This is a genomic window from Janthinobacterium glycogeni, from assembly GCF_051380725.1.
In the GTDB taxonomy this organism is placed as follows: Bacteria; Pseudomonadota; Gammaproteobacteria; order Burkholderiales; family Burkholderiaceae_D; genus Janthinobacterium.
This window is the reverse complement of sequence record NZ_JBNYXP010000006.1, coordinates 175,268-191,698: the sequence shown is the minus strand read 5'-3', so window position 1 is coordinate 191,698 and position 16,431 is coordinate 175,268. Positions and strand designations below refer to the sequence as shown.

Sequence of the window (16,431 nt, the reverse complement as noted above, 5' to 3'; positions counted from 1 at the left end):
TGGATTGCTTTGATTAAATGATTAACTTTTTAGCAACAGAACGACACTGAGGGGATGATAATGGCAAGAGTTGCATTGGTAACTGGTGGCATGGGTGGTCTGGGCGAAGCGGTCTGTTTCAAGCTGGCGGCGCTCGGCTATCGCGTGGTGACCACATATTCTCCAGGCAATCCGAAGGTCGCGGAGTGGCTGGCGACGACCAAGGACATGGGCTACGACTTCAAGGCGTATCCGTGCGACGTGGCCGACTACGATTCGGCCGCTGCCTGCGTGGCGGCCGTGGAAGCGGAAATCGGTCCTGTCGACGTGCTGGTGAATAACGCCGGCATCACGCGCGACATGACGTTCAAGAAGATGGACAAGACGAACTGGGATGCCGTGATGAGCACCAATCTCGATTCCGTCTTCAACATGACCAAGCCCGTCTGCGACGGCATGGTGGAACGCGGCTGGGGCCGCATCATCAATATCTCGTCCGTGAACGGCCAGAAGGGCGCTTTCGGCCAGACCAACTATGCGGCCGCGAAAGCGGGCATGCATGGCTTCACCAAGTCGCTGGCGCTGGAAGTGGCGCGCAAGAACGTCACCGTCAACACCATCTCGCCAGGCTACATCGGCACCAAGATGGTCATGGCGATTCCGCAGGAAGTGCTCGACAGCAAAATCATCCCGCAAATTCCGATGGCGCGCCTGGGCAAGCCGGAAGAAGTGGCCGGCCTGGTCGCCTACCTGGCTTCCGATGAAGCGGCGTTCGTCACCGGCGCCAACATTTCCATCAACGGCGGCCAGCACATGTCGTAATCGCTGTTGCGGTAAAACAGAAAAGACAGCTGCGGCTGTCTTTTTTTATGCTGGCGAGTAAAACGGGACAAGCGCGTGCTTTGCCTTAGAATCAGCATTTCTCCATTGCATCATCCTCCATGCCTTTGCTTCCTGTCTTGCGCCGCGCCAGCGTGGCTGCCATCCTTCTCCTGGGCACTTCCGCTGTCCAGGCCAGCGTCGCGTTCCACGTCACGGTGGTGACCGAGCGCGTCAACCAGCCTGGCGTGAACACCAGCTTGCCCGCGCGCGAGACGCAGGACAGCGACGTGGTGCTGGGCGATCATTTCATCAGCGTGCGCAACGGCCACACCTTGTCCGTGCTCGATTTTGCCACGCGCCGCCGCTACATGATCGATACGGCGGCGTCCACCTACGACACGTATTCGCTGTTCGACGTGGCGGGTTCTCGCGCCGCCGAGCTGCACCACCGGCAGGGGATCGCCGGCATGTTGAAGCTGAGCGGCCTTGAACAGCACGCAACGCCGCCTGTGTATGAGGAACAAGCTTTGTCGGTGCTGGACAACAAGCGGCGAGGACCCTTGCTGCCACAAGTGCTCGACGGCGCCGTACTGTGGTCGCTCGACGGGCAGCCCCTGCTGCGCCTGGATATTGCTGGAAGCCCCGTCAGCGGCGACGATGCTGCGGCGTTTGCCCAGTATTTGCGCTACACCTGGGGCGGCCACCCGGCGGTGCTGACGATGCTGGCCGACGGCAAGCGCATTCCTGCCGCATTCACCTTGCATCACCAGCAGATTGCTGGCAAAGTCGCGCGCCATTTCCGTATCAGCGCCATGACGGCGGGCGCGCCCGCCACGTATTCCCTGGCCGCCTACCGGCCACGCCCGCTGGCCGCCGATGCACCGGTGCTCGAACGCGTGCTGGCGCAGGCGGCGCGGTTGCCGCCGCCGGGACCCGAGGCGCATCCGGCGCTGCGCGCCGAAGCGGAGCGCCTGTTTGCGGCAGAAAAGCCCTTTGAGGCTTTTTTGAGCATGCTGGAAGATCATTTTTCCACAGGCGCGCTGGTCGACAAACTGTCGCCGCAGCAGCAACTGGCCATGCAGGCGTGCCAGCCCATCCATGACTTGACGCGGGCACTGCTGGCCAAGGACAAGGAAGGCATTCAGGCCGCGCTGGCCACCGTGCAGGGCTTGCGCCAGCAGCACGGCCTGGAGCAGCCGGTTCTGGCTTTGTTCGAGGGAAATCTGCGCGCCAAGCTGGGGCAACGGCAGGCAGCGATGGCCTTGTATCTGCAAGTACTGCAGGCCAAGCCGCACATGGCGGCCGCGTACCAGGACCTGGGGGACGCGCTATACGCGCAATTCGATGCGCCGAATGCCTGGCGCAGCTGGGATGCGGGCCGGGCCATGGCGCCCACGTTGCGGCAATTTCGCAAGGTCAACGATCTGGAGCAGGGCTTGCTGAGGGATTACCCCGCCTTCTTTGCCGGCGGAGCGCCGCTGCCGCCGACAGTTCAGCCCAGCACCAGCCGTCCCGCCAGCAAGACGAAGACGGTGGGCAGCACGAACTTGCCGTAAGGTGAAGGTTTGCCGCGCAGGCGGCGCGCCAGGCGCGCGGCCAGCACGGCGTACAGGGTGTCGAACAGCAGGCCCACCAGCACCAGGACGGCGCCCAGGCGCAGGTATTGCATGCCGACGCTGTCGCTGCCGATGACGAACTGGGGCAGGAACATGCTGCAAAACAGCAGTGCCTTCGGATTGAGCAGATTCGTCAGGAAACCGCGCACGAGGCTGGCGCGGGCGCTGTGCGCCGTGGCGGGGGCGGCTTTTTCCGGCGTTGTCTTCGTCGACAGGGCCGACTGCAGCAGGCGCAGCGCCAGGTACAGCAGATAGGCGGCGCCCGCCCATTTGACCCATTGCAAGGCTTGCGGATGCGTCACCATCAGCGCCGCCAGGCCCGCGCCCGACAGCGCCACATGGACGGCGCGGGCGCCGGCGATGCCTACGGCCGTCACCAGCGCCGTGGCCACGCCGCGCGCGGCGCCTGTCGCCAGCACCAGCGCCATGTCGGGGCCCGGCAATAAAAAGGCGCCGGCCAGTGCCAGCAGGTACATCAGGAAGATAGAATCGGACATGGCTCGGTCGAAAAGAAAAGCGGGAGCATGCGCACGGTGCGGCCTGCTCGCCGGGCCTTATTATGTTCTCGCCGCGATGAAATGTGCTTGCTTTTCCTGCCCTGCATGCCCTAGTATTCGGGTGGATTCCACTCGTATCAACACAAAAATTAGATGAAAATTCCAGAAGTTAGCCTCGATGCCACCGATTTGCAGATACTCAGGCTGTTGCAGGATGAAGGACGGCTGTCGAACGCGCGCCTGGCCGAGCGCTTGAAGCTGAGCGAAACCCCCGTCTGGCGCCGTCTGCGCCGCCTGGAAGAGGAAGGTTTTATTACCGGCTACCAGGCTTTGCTCAACCGCAAGAAGCTGGGCATCGGCCTGGTGGCGTTCGTCCGCGTCGTGTTTGCCAACCATGGCGGCGAGCAGCCGTCGCAGTTCGAGCAAGCCATCGCGACGATTCCCGAAATTCTGTCCTGCCACAATGTGGCGGGCGAAGCCGATTATTTCCTGCAAGTGGTGGCGCGCGACCTGGAAGCGTATGGCGAATTTGTCTCGACCGTGCTGCGCCGCCTGCCTGGCGTGGCGGAAATCCAGTCCAGCCTGTCGATGCGCGAAATCAAGTCGTCGAACCGCCTGCCCTTGCTGCTGGCCTGAGCCGGCGGGGGCGCACTATAATTGGAACAGTTGCCAGGATTCTTGCCTGGCGCCCTGACCGCCATTCCAAGGACCGCTCGCCATGCCCGATTCTTTGTCACCCCTGTTTCCCGCCCTGACGCCGAACCGGCACGGCATGCTGGCGGTCGATGACATCCACACCATTTATTGGGAAGAGTGCGGCAACCCCGACGGCATTCCCGTGCTGTTCCTGCATGGCGGCCCGGGCGCGGGCCTGTCGCCGCAGCACCGCCGCTTCTTCGATCCGCAGCGCTACCGCGTGATCCTGTTCGACCAGCGCGGCGCCGGCAAGTCCACGCCGCTGGGCGAATGGCGCAACAACACGACGCAGCTGCTGATCGCCGACATCGAACGCCTGCGCGCCCAGTTCGGCATCGATCAATGGCTGGTGTTTGGCGGCTCCTGGGGCTCGACCCTGGCGCTGGCGTATGGCCAGGCGCACCCGGCGGCTTGCCTCGGTTTCGTGCTGCGCGGCATTTTTCTGTGCACGCAGGCGGAAATCGACTGGTTCATCGAAGGCGTGCGCTGGTTTTATCCGGAACTGTACGCGGAATTCGCCGCGCCCATCCCGGCAGAGGAACGGGGCGACTTGCTGGCCGCCTACGTGAAACGCATCCTCAGCAGCGACCCGGCCGTGTACTGGCCGGCCGCGCGCGCCTGGAGCCGCTTCGAAGGCCGCCGCGTGTACCTGATGCCGCAGCCGGAAGACGCGCCGAACGATGCGCTCGACCTGGGCGTGGGCCGGCTCGAATCGCATTACATGGCCAATTTCGGTTTCTTCGAGGAGGACCAGCTGATCCGCAACATGGGACGCATCGCGCATTTGCCGGCCGTCATCGTGCAGGGACGCTACGACGCCATCTGCCCGCCGCTGTCGGCCTACCGCCTGCGGCAGGCCTGGCCCGGCGCGCAGCTGGAAATGATCCCGGACGCGGGCCACGGCGCGCTCGAGCATGGCATCGCTTCGGCGCTGGTGCGCGCCACCGAGCGCTTCGTGCCGGGGCGCGGCTTCGCATGACGTTCTGGCACGCCGGTTGGCAAAGCGGCCAGCCGGCGTGCGCCACCTGCTACACTATGGCCTGTGCTGGCGCCAGGGTCGGGCGCCGGTGTGAACCCACGACTTTTTATCCATGAACATACAGATCGGCGACATCGGCCATATCATCCAGCTGGCGATTGCGCCGGTCTTCCTGTTGACCGGTATCGGCACCATGCTGGTGGTACTGACCAACCGCCTGGGCCGCATCATCGACCGCACGCGCGTGCTGGAAGACCGGCTCGACATCGGCTACAACGATTTCTATATGGATGAGCTAGATACCCTGTATCGGCGTACCCATCTGATCAACTATTCGATTTCGCTGAGCACGGCGTGCGGTTTCTTCGTCTGCGTCATCATCGCCATGCTGTTTTTGGGCGATATTCTGAACCTGACCCTGGACAAATACATCGCGGCCTTCTTTGTGCTGGCCGTGATTTGCCTGATCGGCTGTTTTATTTATTTACTGCGCGAAATTTACCTGGCTGCCAGGGCCCAGCGCATCCGGCGCCATATCCGCCCGCCCCGCTAGGCGGCGCGCCGGTTTACCCTACTATTGAAGAACGAGTCCAGCATGCACGATTACAAACGTCCCCCCACCCTGCACCGCTACGGCCAGCGCAGCGAACTCGAGCTGGCGCTGAGCCTGGGCCAGTTCCGCCTGATGCCAGCGGGCAATTGTTTGACCCTGAGTTTTTCGCAAGTGTGGGACAAGCAACTGTTCGACCTGTTCGCCCCGGCCGACGCCTGTCTGATCATCCACAATACGGAGGAATTCGGCGAACGCCTGCACCGCGCCGTGCAGCGCACCTTGCCCAGCTGGGCCGGCATCGATGGCCTCGTCGAATACGGCCAGCGCGCGGCCCTGGGCGCCGCCTTCACCAAGACGCGCGCCGAGGCGCCCGAGCAGGAATGGCTGTTTGCCTGGCGCTCGATGCAGCCGCAGGCGAGCCTGAACCCCGTCACCGTGAAATTGGGCAGCCTGGAAAACTTCGCGGAAATCCGCGACCGCGATACCTATTTGGCCTGATTTTTTAACACCGGATGAAACCGTAGCGAGCGGATGGGAGTTGTAGCTGAGCAGCGGAGGCTGCAAATCGCGACGCGCAGTAGGTTTTGTCCGGTGTCGTTATCCGGACTTATCGGCGTACTGGCTGTCGATGCGTGCAAGCACGGCCGCCATCATGCGCTCGATATCGCCGCGTATCATGGTCGTGCCCAGCATGCCGGGCACATAGAAGCCCGGCATCAGCCGGCTGGAAAAGACGATGCGCGTGCCGCCCGTCTCGGGTACGGGATACAAGTTCCAGCGCGATTCGTAATGCCGCATGTCGCCCGAGATCAGCGCGATGTCGATGGCCGTCAACGGCGTTTCCGTGGCCCGCACCACCAGGTGGATGGGGTGGTTCATGAACAGGAAGCGCGCCATGCCCTGCTGCTCGATGATGACTTCATTGCCGTTGCGCGACAGCACGCGGCAGGAACTGAGGTCGGGCACGAATTCATTCATGCGCTCGTAGGTGGTCAGGGTTTTCCACACGGAGGCCGGCGGCGCCTGCACGCTGCCGCTGGCATCGACTTCATACATGCGCTGCCCGTCGACCTCGATGCGCTTGACCTCGACCTTCAGCTTGTCCAGGCGTATCGCCTGTGCCAGTGCGGTAGCGGGGACGGCGCACAGCATCAACAGGCAGAGGAAGAGTCGCTTCATGCCACCTAGCCTACGGGAAAGTACCGCCCGGCACAAGCTGTACGCGCCGCCGGCGGGCGGGCGGGGCGATTTAGAACTCCCGGTCTAGAGAAAGTCGCTGCGGCGATCGGCAATGCTTGCTACCGTACGGCCTGCAACCACCTTACCGGACCGATCACCATGACTGCCTACCCCCATCTGCTGGCCCCGCTCGACCTGGGTTTTACCACCTTGCGCAACCGCGTCATCATGGGGTCCATGCACACGGGCCTGGAAGACCGTTTTTATCATTATGGCAAGCTCGCCGCGTTTTACCGCGAGCGGGCACGGGGCGGCGTGGGCCTGATCGTCACGGGCGGCATCTCACCGAACCGCCAGGGCTGGCTGCTGCCGTTCGGCGGCACCTTGAATTTCCTCGGCGATGTGCCGAACCACCGCAAGGTGACGCGCGCCGTGCACGAGGAGGGCGGCAAGATCGTCATGCAGATCCTGCATGCGGGCCGCTACGGCTATCAGCCGTTCGTCGTCTCGGCGTCGGCCAAGAAATCGCCGATCTCGCCGTTCCGCCCCCGTCCCCTGACGGAACGGGGCATAGAGCGCACCATCTGCGACTACGTGCGCTGCGCGCGCCTGGCGCAAAAGGCCGGCTACGACGGCATCGAAGTGATGGGCAGCGAGGGCTATCTGCTGAACCAGTTCCTGTGCGCGCGCACGAATCTGCGCCAGGACCGCTGGGGCGGCACGATCGAGAACCGCATGCGCCTGCCCGTGGAGATCGTGCGCCGTATCCGCGCCGCCGTCGGTCCCCACTTCATCATCATGTACCGCCATTCGCTGCTCGACCTGGTCGAAGGCGGCAATACCTGGGACGACGTGGTGACGGTGGCCAAGGCGCTGGAACAGGCGGGCGTGACGATACTCAATACGGGCTTCGGCTGGCATGAGGCGCGGGTGCCCACCATCGTCACCTCGGTGCCGCGCGCCGCCTTTGCCAGCGTGGCGGGCCGCCTGCGCCGCGAAGTGACGATTCCCGTGGTGGCGTCGAACCGCATCAACATGCCGCACGAGGCGAACGCCATCCTCGAGCGGGGCGACTGCGACCTCGTGTCGATGGCGCGTCCCTTCCTGGCCGACCCGGATTTTGTCGCCAAGGCGGCCGCAGGGCGCGCGGACGAGATCAACACCTGCATCGGCTGCAACCAGGCGTGCCTCGACCACACGTTCGCCAACAAGCGCGCCAGTTGCCTGGTCAACCCGCGCGCCTGCCATGAAACGGAACTGGTCTATGCGAAAAAAGCCGTGCCGCGCCGGGTGGCTGTCGTCGGCGCCGGACCGGCCGGCTTGTCGGCCGCCACCGTGGCGGCCGAATGCGGGCACGAGGTGACCCTGTTCGACAGCAGCGACAGCGTGGGCGGCCAGTTCAAGGTGGCCATGCAGATACCGGGCAAGGAAGAATTTACGGAAACCATCCGTTATTTTGCACGCCGCATCGCCTTGTCGACTATCAAGCTGCGCCTGGGCCAGCGCGTCACGCGCGAGCAATTGCTGGCAGGCGGCTATGACGACGTCATCATCGCCACCGGCATCAAGGTGCGCCTGCCCGCCATTCCCGGCATTGACCACCCGACCGTGCTGTCCTACCTGGACGTGCTGCAAGCCAAGAAGCCCGTGGGCGCGCGTGTCGCCATCATCGGTGCGGGCGGTATCGGTTTCGACGTGGGCGAGTATCTGCTGCACGATCCGGCGCACCCGCTGCCGCAACCGGTGGCTACCTGGGCGGGCGAGTGGGGCGTGGACCTGGATGCGGCGACGGGCGGCGGCCTGGTGCCGCCCGCGGCGCCGCATCCCGTGCGGCAAATCTTCCTGTTGCAGCGCAAGACCTCGAAAGTGGGCGCGGGGCTGGGCAAGACCTCGGGCTGGGTGCACCGCGCGGCGTTGGCGCGAAACGGCGTGGCCATGCTGGCTGGCGTGACGTACGACAGGATCGACGAGCAGGGCTTGCACATCACCGTGGGCGGCGAGCAGCGCCTGCTGGCGGTGGATAACGTGGTCATCTGCGCGGGCCAGGACAGCTTGACGGAACTGATGCCGCCCGTCGACAAGGATGGCAAGCCCCTGCAGACGGGCGGCCCCCGCTTCCATAAAATCGGCGGCGCCGCGCTGGCGGCGGAACTCGACGCCAAGCGGGCGATACGGGAAGGGGCGGAGCTGGCCGCCAGTTTGTAAATTGAGGGCTGGGGTCAGACCCGATGGGGGGATGCGCCCCAGTGGGGCACATCCCGATCCCGCAAGGACCGACCCCGGCAAGAGGTTCGGCATCAAAGAACCTTAATGGCCATGCCCCTTCTTCGCCGTCTCAAAACTCTGCAGCACGTGCTCGGCCATGCCATTGGCCAGCTCGTGCTCGCCGATGAACACCTTGCCCGCGTTTTCCGCGCGCAGCAATTCCGCCTCTTCCTCGCTGTGCGTGCGCACCACCGTCAGGATGTGCGGGTTCAGCGCGCGCGCCGTCTCGATCATGGCGCGCACGTGGAAGGTGTCCGGCGTGGCGATGACGAGCATGGTGGCGTGCGTGATATGCGCCTGGATCAGCACGGCCGGTTCGCCCGCATTGCCGGCCACGGCCGGAATGCCCTGCTTGCGCAGCTGGTCGACGATTTCGCGGTTTTCCTCGGCCACGACGAAGTGAATGCCCCGCTCCATCAGGGCGGCGGCGATGCGCCGGCCCACGCGGCCATAGCCGACCAGCACGATCTGCCCCGACAGTTTTTCCTGCGGCACCGTCATCGGCAGCTCGGCCAGCGGGTCCGTGGTGCGTTCGAACTTGCGGGCGAAATCGCTGTTGCCGATCACGCGCAGCAGCGGCTTGGCCATGCTGAACACGAGGGGATTCAATGCGATGGAGAGGATGGCGCCGGCCAGGATCAGGCTTTGCCCTTCCTGCGGCATCAGGCCCAGCGACAGGCCCAGGGCGGCCAAAATAAACGAGAATTCGCCGATCTGCGCCAGGCTGGCCGAGACGATGATGGCCGTTTTCGGCGGATAGCGCAGCGCCATCACGAGCAGGAAGGCGGCGATCGACTTGCCGAAGATAATGATGGCGCACACGGCCAGCACTTGCAGGGGCTTGTCGATGAGGATGGTCGGCTCGAACAGCATGCCGACGGACACGAAGAACAGCACGGCGAACGCATCGCGCAGGGGCAGCGATTCTTCCGCGGCGCGGTGGCTGAGTTCCGATTCGCGCAGCACCATGCCGGCGAAGAAGGCGCCCAGCGCGAACGACACGCCGAACAGCTTGGTCGAGGCGTAGGCGATGCCGACGGCGGCGGCGATCACGCACAGGGTGAACAGTTCGCGCGAACCGGTGCGCGCCACCTGCCACAGAATCCACGGGAACAGCTTGCGGCCGACGACCAGCATGAAGATGATGAAGCCGGCCACTTGGCCCAGGGTCACGGCCAGGGTTTGCCACAGGCTGACGGCTTCGGCATCCGGCGCGACCTTGCCGCCGAGCACACTGGCGAACGCCGGCAGCAGCACGAGGACCAATACGGTGACCAGGTCTTCCACCACCAGCCAGCCGACGGCGATGCGCCCATTGAGCGAGTCGAGGATGCCCCGTTCTTCCAGCGCGCGCAGCAGCACCACGGTACTGGCCACGGACAGGGCCAGACCAAAGATCAGCCCGCCACCGAGGGTCCAGCCCCACCAGTGGGCCAGGCCCATGCCCATCGCCGTGGCGACGCCGATCTGCAGGATGGCGCCAGGCAGCGCGATCTTGCGCACGTCCCACAAATCTTCGATGGAAAAGTGCAAGCCGACACCGAACATCATCAGCATCACCCCGATTTCCGCCAATTGTCCCGCTATTTCCGCATCCGCCACAAAACCGGGCGTGGCCGGTCCGATGATGATGCCGGCGGCCAGATAGCCGACCAGTGCCGGCAGTTTCAGGCGCGCGGCGATGAAGCCGAAGATGAGGCCGAACCCGAGGGCGGCGGCGATGGTGGTGATCAGGCTGATGTCATGGGGCATGCGTGTGGGGTTCCTTATGGGGACGTGCGGATGGAAAAAGATGTTGCTCAGCGACCAAGTATAAACGCATCAAAGCCCTTGCCGGAAAATTTCCTGCGGCTTTATCGCAAAAAACCTGTGCTATATCTTCGTCCAGGTGGCCGCGAACGCATGCCTATCCGTCACGAACATCGTCTAATTCAGGAATCAGGCGATGTTACACCCATGCGCTCAGAGCTTGCGCACGACCACGCAGCCGATGGAATAGCCGGCGCCGAACGAGCAGATGACGCCGGTGCTGCCTGCCGCCATGTCATCCTGATAGGTATGGAAGGCGATGATGGAACCGGCCGACGAGGTGTTGGCGTAGGTGTCGAGGATCACGGGCGCCTCATTGGCCTCCGCGTCGCGGCCCAGGATCAGGCGCGCGATCAGCAGGTTCATGTTCAGGTTGGCCTGGTGCAGCCAGTAGCGGGAGACTTGCGCCACTTCCACGCCGGCCTTGGCCAGGGTCGTCTTGATCATTTCGGCCGCCATCGGGCACACTTCCTTGAAGACCTTGCGGCCTTGCTGGCGGAACAATTTGTCGGCCTTGCCCACGCCGGACTCGTCAAAACGGTTGAGGAAACCGAAATTGTTGCGGATGGCGTTAGAGAAGCGCGTTTTCAGTTCCGTGCCGATGATCTCGAACTGGTGCTGCGAGACGGCCGTGTCTTTCGCTTCGACGATGATGGCGGTGCAGGCGTCGCCGAAAATGAAATGGCTGTCGCGGTCGCGCCAGTTCAGGTGGCCGCTGGTGATTTCCGGATTCAGCACCAGCACGGCGCGCGCCTGGCCGCTTTGCACGGCGGCCACGGCTTGCTGGATGCCGAAGGTGGCGGACGAACACGCCACGTTCATGTCAAAACCATAACCGTCGATGCCCAGCGCATCCTGCACTTCCACGGCCATGGCCGGGTAGGCGCGCTGCATATTGCTGCACGCTACCAGCACCATGTCGATGTCGGCCGGCGTGCGGCCGGCGCGGGCCAGCGCATCGCGCGCGGCGGCGACGGCCATTTCCGCCTGCAGGGACAGTTCGTCATCGCCCCGTTCCGCAATGCGCGACACCATGCGCGCGGGGTCGAGGATGCCTTCCTTTTCCATCACGAAGCGCGACTTGATGCCGGACGCCTTTTCGATGAAGGCCACGCTCGACAGGTCCAGCGCCGTCACCTCGCCCGCGGCGATCGCGCCGGCGTTGTCGGCATTGAACTTTTCCGCGTAGGCATTGAAGCAGGTGACCAGCTCTTCGTTGGAGATCGAAAATGGCGGCGTGTACAGTCCGGTACCGCTGATGACGACTTGTTTCATGGTTCAACTTTCAAATTTGGCAATCGGCGTGCGCCGATAAGTGAGGCAAATTTTACACAAACGGGCTCGACTGTAGAGAGTTTCGTGTTGCGGGGAAGGCGGATGTGTGGCGGAAGATTGATTTTTGTCGCGTGGACGGGGTAATTTGGGGGCAGACCCGGCGGGTCTGTCCCCAAATTACCTACTTTTTCTGTTCTTTCTTGACGTCGGCCTGCACCACCACCGGTTCGGCCTTGGCCAGCTGGACCGGCAAGCCCTTCAGGTGGTTCAGCGCCTGGTGCAATTGGAAATCGTCCTGGCTGCCGAATTCCAGCGGCTTGCGGGTCTTTTCCAGGGCGATGATGCGCAATTGTTCTTCCATCTCGTCGTTGACGGGCGCGGCCTTGGCACTTTCCTGGTCGCGGTCGTTGCTCAGGTGCTTGGTCAGGTCCGCTTCGCGGATGCGCAAGCCGTTCAAGCCGTCGCCGTCCGCATTCTCGTCGACCAGCAGATCGGGCACGATGCCCTTGGCCTGGATCGAGCGGCCGTTCGGCGTGTAGTAGCGGGCCGTCGTCAGCTTGACGGCCGTGTCGGCCGTCAGCTGGCGGATGGTTTGCACGGAACCTTTGCCGAAGGTTTGCGTGCCGATGATGGTGGCGCGCTTGTAGTCCTGCAGGGCGCCGGCGACGATTTCCGAGGCCGAGGCCGACCCCGTGTTGACGAGCACCACCAGCGGTACTTTCTTGATGGCGGCCGGCAATTTCGCCAGCGCGTCGCCTTCCGAGCGGAACATATAGTATTCGGCGCGGCCGTAAAACACCTGTTTCGAGTCCGGCAACTGGCCGTTGGTCGAGACGATGGCCGCGTCCTTCGGCAGGAACGCGGCCGAGACGCCGATGGCGCCCTGCAGCACGCCGCCCGGATCGTTGCGCAGGTCCAGCACCATGCCCTTGATATTCGGGTCCTGCTTGTAGAGCGCCGTGATCTGCGCGGCCATGTCGTCGACGGTCGGTTCCTGGAATTGCGACACGCGCAGCCAGGCGTAGCCCGGCTCGACCATCTTCGCCTTCACGCTCTTTTGATGGATTTCCTCGCGCGTGATGGTGAAGGCCAGCGGCTGCGGTTCATCCTTGCGGGCAATGGTCAACGACACCTTGGTGCCCGGTTCGCCACGCATGCGCTTGACGTTGTCGTCCAGGCTGACGCCCTTCACGGGCTGGCCGTCGAGGCGGGTGATCAGATCGCCCGCCTTGATGCCGGCGCGGTAGGCGGGCGTATCCTCGATGGGCGAGACGATCTTGATGTAGCCGTCTTCGCTCAGGCCGATTTCAATGCCCAGGCCGACGAACTTGCCTTCGGAACCTTCGCGCAGCTCGGCGTAGGCTTTCTTGTCCAGGTAGGCAGAATGGGGGTCGAGCGAGGCGACCATGCCGGAAATGGCGTCTTCCAGCAGTTTCTTGTCTTCCACCGGCTCGACGTAATCGGATTTGATCAGGCCAAACACATCGGCCAGCTGGCGCAGCTCTTCCAGCGGCAGGGGCGGCTCGACGGTTTTTTGCGCCATGGCGGAAAATTGCAGCGACACGGCGACGCCGGCCACCACGCCCAGGCCGATCAAGCCGGTATTTTTGAGTTTGCCCATCATTGCACCTTTGCAGCTAGCGTGTCTTGCACAAGCGCCAGTCCCCGTGGAGCGGCGCTTTGTTGAAAGTATAGACCTGAATCCCTGCCGGCGTGGGCCGGCCGCGGAAAAAGCGTGCCTGGACCCAGTCTACGCGCGAAAACGGGCTCTCCAGCTTGCCATATGTTGCAGTTTTGTATGCGATGTATGGTTACTCTTGAGGGGAGTAAGCATTTGTAAGAGTCGAAAAAAAGCGTGTGCGGCGGCCCTATAGTGGACTCGCATTCTCGACCCGAAGTGGTTTTGCCTGCGTCTTCGGACGCAGGCTTTTTTTTGTCGGCGGGTTCAAGCTCATTTAGACTGGCGCTTCTTCCTTGGCAGCGGATAAAAAATGTTAACTGATTTGCAGGCACGTGCCGCGCTCACGGCGCTGATTGAAAAGTATCTGCGGGGGCGAGATGCTGATGCGGGCCTGCTGATCGACATCGTTCAGGATCCGTCACGGCAGGTGCCGATTCGAGGTGTGCTCGAAGATATCGGGCGGTTCAACGACACGCAGTTCACGCAACAGGAGCTGGCGCTGATCGACGAGCTGCTGTATCAGTATGGATAAGCGCTGCATGCGCTTTTCCCGTCCACGCCATGTGCGCTGGACCGGATAAGGAAACTCCCTTGAGCCTGGCCGAACTGAGCGGCGATTCCCGGGCAGTTCCCGGGGCAATGATGGCCAAAAGGCATGGTCGCGTGCTACATTCCCGTAGCGCCCGGCGGGGCAGGCTATCCGCCCGAAGCTATCCGCCCGGTCTTTTTGACATGCCCCATAAGGACAATCCGTGAATCGCTATCTCTTAAGCAGTCTGACCCTGACCCTGTTGGCTGCGTTTGCCCATGCCGCCGAACCCGTATCCGCCGTTGCCGCCCCGACCGTGGCGCCCGGCGTCGCACCTTCCGCACCTGCCGCCGCCGGCGTCGTTTCCGGCATCGATGTGCAGTACATCGACCCTGCCGTGCGCGTGCAGGACGACTTCTTCACCCATTTGAATGGCAAGTGGCTGGCCACGGCCGAGATTCCGGCCGACAAGTCGAGCTGGGGTTCGTTCGCCAAGCTGCGCGATGACACCACGCCGCAATTGCGCGGCATCATCGAAGCTACGCAACAAGATAAAAACAAGAAGTCCGGTTCCGAAGCGCAGAAAATCGCCGACCTGTACGCCAGCTACATGGATGAAGCCAAGCTCGAGGCACTGGGCACGAAGCCGCTGGCCGGCGAACTGAACCGCATCCGCTCGTTGCGCGACAAGAAGGGCGTGCCCGCCCTGATCGCCCACCTGAGCCAGACGGGCGTGTCGACCCCGTACGCCGTCTACGTGGGCCAGGATGCGCGCGCGTCGACCAAATACGCGGCGTATGTCAGCCAAAGCGGCCTGGGCATGCCGGACCGCGACTATTACCTGGAAGCCAAGCAGGCTGGCGTCAAGGAAAAATACCAGGCGCACGTGGAAAAAATGCTGGCCATGGCGGGCGACAAGAACGCCGCCGCGCGCGCCAAGGCCGTGGTCGCCCTGGAAACTTCGCTGGCCGAAGTGCAATGGACCAAGGTCGAAAACCGCGACCCCGTGAAACGCTACAACAAGACCGACCTCACCAAACTGAACGACCTGACCCCGGGCTACGACCTGAAGTCGGGTCTGGCCGCCCTGGGCATCGCCAACAAGGTCGACTACGTCATCGTCAACCAGCCGAGCTACCTGGCCGGCTACGACAAGGTGCTGGCCGCCACCGACCTGGATACCCTGAAAGCGTATTTCGAATGGCAGTTGCTGCGCAGCTATGCCAGCTACCTGTCGAAAAACTTCGTCGACGAAAGCTTTGCCTTCTACGGCACGGTGCTGAGCGGCGTGACGGAAAACCAGCCGCGCTGGAAGCGTGGCGTGGGCGCCGTCGAAGGCGTGCTGGGCGAAGCGGTCGGCAAACTGTATGTCGCGCAATATTTCCCCGCAGAGCGCAAGGCGCACATGCAGGAACTGGTGAAAAATGTGCTGGCCGCCTACAAGGACAGCATCGATACCCTGGACTGGATGAGCCCGGAAACCAAGAAGGAAGCGCAAGCCAAGCTGGCCAAGTTCACGCCGAAGATCGCGTATCCGAACAAATGGCGCGATTACACGAAGCTGCAAATCGTCCAGGGCGACCTGGTGGGCAACATGATGCGCGCCGCCAATTTCGGCTCCGCGCGCCAGGTGGCCAAGCTCGGCAAACCGATCGACCGCGAAGAATGGGGCATGACGCCGCAAACGGTGAACGCCTATTACAGCTCGACGATGAATGAAATCGTCTTCCCCGCCTCCATCCTGCAGCCGCCGTTCTTCGATGCCAACGCGGACGACGCCGTCAACTATGGCGCCATCGGCGCCGTCATCGGCCATGAAATCAGCCACGGCTTCGACGACAAGGGCAGCCAGTCCGATGGCGACGGCAACCTGCGCGACTGGTGGACTCCGGCCGACCGCAAGAACTTCGCCGCCAAGGCCGACGCGCTGACCAAGCAATACGACGGTTACAGCCCCTTGCCTGGCTACCACGTCAACGGCGCGCTGACCCTGGGCGAAAACATCGCCGACAACTCGGGCGTGGCGATCGCGTACAAGGCCTATAAAATCTCGCTGGGCGGCAAGCCGGCGCCCGTGCTCGATGGCTTGACGGGCGACCAGCGCTTCTACATGGGCTTTGGCCAGGTGTGGCGCAGCAAGATGCGCGAAGCGCAGCAAATCGTGCAGATCAAGACCGACCCGCATTCGCCGGGCCAGTACCGCGCCAATGGCACCATGGTCAACCAGCCTGGATTCTATGAAGCGTTTGGCGTGAAACCGGGCGACAAGATGTATGTTGCTCCGGAAAACCGCGTGATCATCTGGTAAGTGTCATTTAGATCCAGCTAAGTAGGTCGGATTAGCGGGGCCGCCGAGGCGCGCCAGCGCGTAATCCGACAATACCGCCGGTACTAACAATGTTGTCGGCTTACGCCCTCCGGGCTAAGCCGACCTACGTCATGTAAACGTTATCTTGTCACAACAAAAAGGACCACTTACGTGGTCTTTTTTGTATTCCTGCCAAAGTTTTTTCTGTCATTTCGGCCGGTATGCTACAGTCAAAAACCGGGC

Annotated in this window: 14 protein-coding genes; 9 read left to right on the top strand and 5 right to left on the bottom strand. The window is 63.0% G+C overall.

Translation table 11 applies throughout. The annotated features are described in order from the left end of the window. The first annotated feature begins 60 nt into the window (after positions 1 to 60). Both phbB and ACQ4W4_RS15955 read left to right on the top strand, forming a co-directional pair. Positions 61 to 801 (top strand): acetoacetyl-CoA reductase, encoded by a 741-nt coding sequence (gene phbB / locus ACQ4W4_RS15960; protein ID WP_086137253.1) that lies wholly within the window; start codon positions 61 to 63, stop codon positions 799 to 801. 119 nt (positions 802 to 920) lie between these two features. Next, complete coding sequence (locus tag ACQ4W4_RS15955) at positions 921 to 2,357, top strand: tetratricopeptide repeat protein (RefSeq protein ID WP_436542828.1); 1,437 nt, start codon at positions 921 to 923, stop codon at positions 2,355 to 2,357. Here the strand turns inward: ACQ4W4_RS15955 and ACQ4W4_RS15950 are convergent. Continuing rightward, positions 2,294 to 2,914 carry a LysE family translocator gene (locus tag ACQ4W4_RS15950; RefSeq protein WP_436542827.1) on the bottom strand — a complete coding sequence of 207 codons (621 nt, stop codon included), beginning with the start codon at positions 2,912 to 2,914 and terminating at the stop codon, positions 2,294 to 2,296. The two genes, ACQ4W4_RS15955 and ACQ4W4_RS15950, sit on opposite strands and share 64 nt — an antisense overlap. 153 nt (positions 2,915 to 3,067) lie before the next feature. On the opposite strand from ACQ4W4_RS15950, the gene ACQ4W4_RS15945 reads away from it, so the two are divergent. The 4 genes from ACQ4W4_RS15945 to ACQ4W4_RS15930 all read left to right on the top strand — a co-directional run bounded on the left by ACQ4W4_RS15945 (position 3,068) and on the right by ACQ4W4_RS15930 (position 5,640). Then, positions 3,068 to 3,550 (top strand): Lrp/AsnC family transcriptional regulator, encoded by a 483-nt coding sequence (locus ACQ4W4_RS15945; protein ID WP_034783718.1) that lies wholly within the window; start codon positions 3,068 to 3,070, stop codon positions 3,548 to 3,550. A gap of 82 nt (positions 3,551 to 3,632) precedes the next feature. Continuing rightward, a complete protein-coding gene (gene pip / locus ACQ4W4_RS15940; protein ID WP_436542826.1) occupies positions 3,633 to 4,589 on the top strand; it encodes a prolyl aminopeptidase in 957 nt (318 codons plus the stop codon). 112 nt (positions 4,590 to 4,701) lie between these two features. Continuing rightward, positions 4,702 to 5,142 carry a DUF2721 domain-containing protein gene (locus ACQ4W4_RS15935; protein ID WP_070219003.1) on the top strand — a complete coding sequence of 147 codons (441 nt, stop codon included), beginning with the start codon at positions 4,702 to 4,704 and terminating at the stop codon, positions 5,140 to 5,142. 42 nt (positions 5,143 to 5,184) lie between these two features. After that, positions 5,185 to 5,640: a hypothetical protein gene (locus ACQ4W4_RS15930; RefSeq protein WP_099408108.1), complete on the top strand. Its 456-nt coding sequence runs from the start codon at positions 5,185 to 5,187 to the stop codon at positions 5,638 to 5,640. 99 nt (positions 5,641 to 5,739) lie between these two features. Here ACQ4W4_RS15930 and ACQ4W4_RS15925 read toward each other — a convergent pair whose 3' ends face one another. After that, the gene (locus ACQ4W4_RS15925; protein WP_436542825.1) at positions 5,740 to 6,321 is read right to left on the bottom strand and encodes an SRPBCC family protein; all 582 of its coding nucleotides are present in this window, start codon (positions 6,319 to 6,321) and stop codon (positions 5,740 to 5,742) included. A gap of 159 nt (positions 6,322 to 6,480) precedes the next feature. On the opposite strand from ACQ4W4_RS15925, the gene ACQ4W4_RS15920 reads away from it, so the two are divergent. Then, complete coding sequence (locus ACQ4W4_RS15920; RefSeq protein WP_436542824.1) at positions 6,481 to 8,526, top strand: oxidoreductase; 2,046 nt, start codon at positions 6,481 to 6,483, stop codon at positions 8,524 to 8,526. A 102-nt stretch (positions 8,527 to 8,628) separates the two neighbouring features. On the opposite strand, the gene ACQ4W4_RS15915 is transcribed toward ACQ4W4_RS15920, so the two are convergent. The 3 genes from ACQ4W4_RS15915 to ACQ4W4_RS15905 form a co-directional block, all read right to left on the bottom strand. Continuing rightward, positions 8,629 to 10,338, bottom strand: a complete 1,710-nt coding sequence (locus tag ACQ4W4_RS15915) for a cation:proton antiporter domain-containing protein (protein WP_436542823.1) — start codon at positions 10,336 to 10,338, stop codon at positions 8,629 to 8,631. A 210-nt stretch (positions 10,339 to 10,548) separates the two neighbouring features. After that, the gene (locus ACQ4W4_RS15910; protein ID WP_436542822.1) at positions 10,549 to 11,670 is read right to left on the bottom strand and encodes a beta-ketoacyl-ACP synthase III; all 1,122 of its coding nucleotides are present in this window, start codon (positions 11,668 to 11,670) and stop codon (positions 10,549 to 10,551) included. Positions 11,671 to 11,851: 181 nt separating this feature from the next. Further along, complete coding sequence (locus tag ACQ4W4_RS15905; RefSeq protein WP_436542821.1) at positions 11,852 to 13,294, bottom strand: S41 family peptidase; 1,443 nt, start codon at positions 13,292 to 13,294, stop codon at positions 11,852 to 11,854. A 367-nt stretch (positions 13,295 to 13,661) separates the two neighbouring features. On the opposite strand from ACQ4W4_RS15905, the gene ACQ4W4_RS15900 reads away from it, so the two are divergent. Both ACQ4W4_RS15900 and ACQ4W4_RS15895 read left to right on the top strand, forming a co-directional pair. Then, complete coding sequence (locus ACQ4W4_RS15900; protein ID WP_436542820.1) at positions 13,662 to 13,883, top strand: hypothetical protein; 222 nt, start codon at positions 13,662 to 13,664, stop codon at positions 13,881 to 13,883. 220 nt (positions 13,884 to 14,103) lie between these two features. Next, entirely contained in the window at positions 14,104 to 16,188 is a 2,085-nt protein-coding gene (locus tag ACQ4W4_RS15895; protein ID WP_436542819.1) for a M13 family metallopeptidase, read from the top strand. The last annotated feature ends 243 nt before the right edge of the window (positions 16,189 to 16,431 follow it).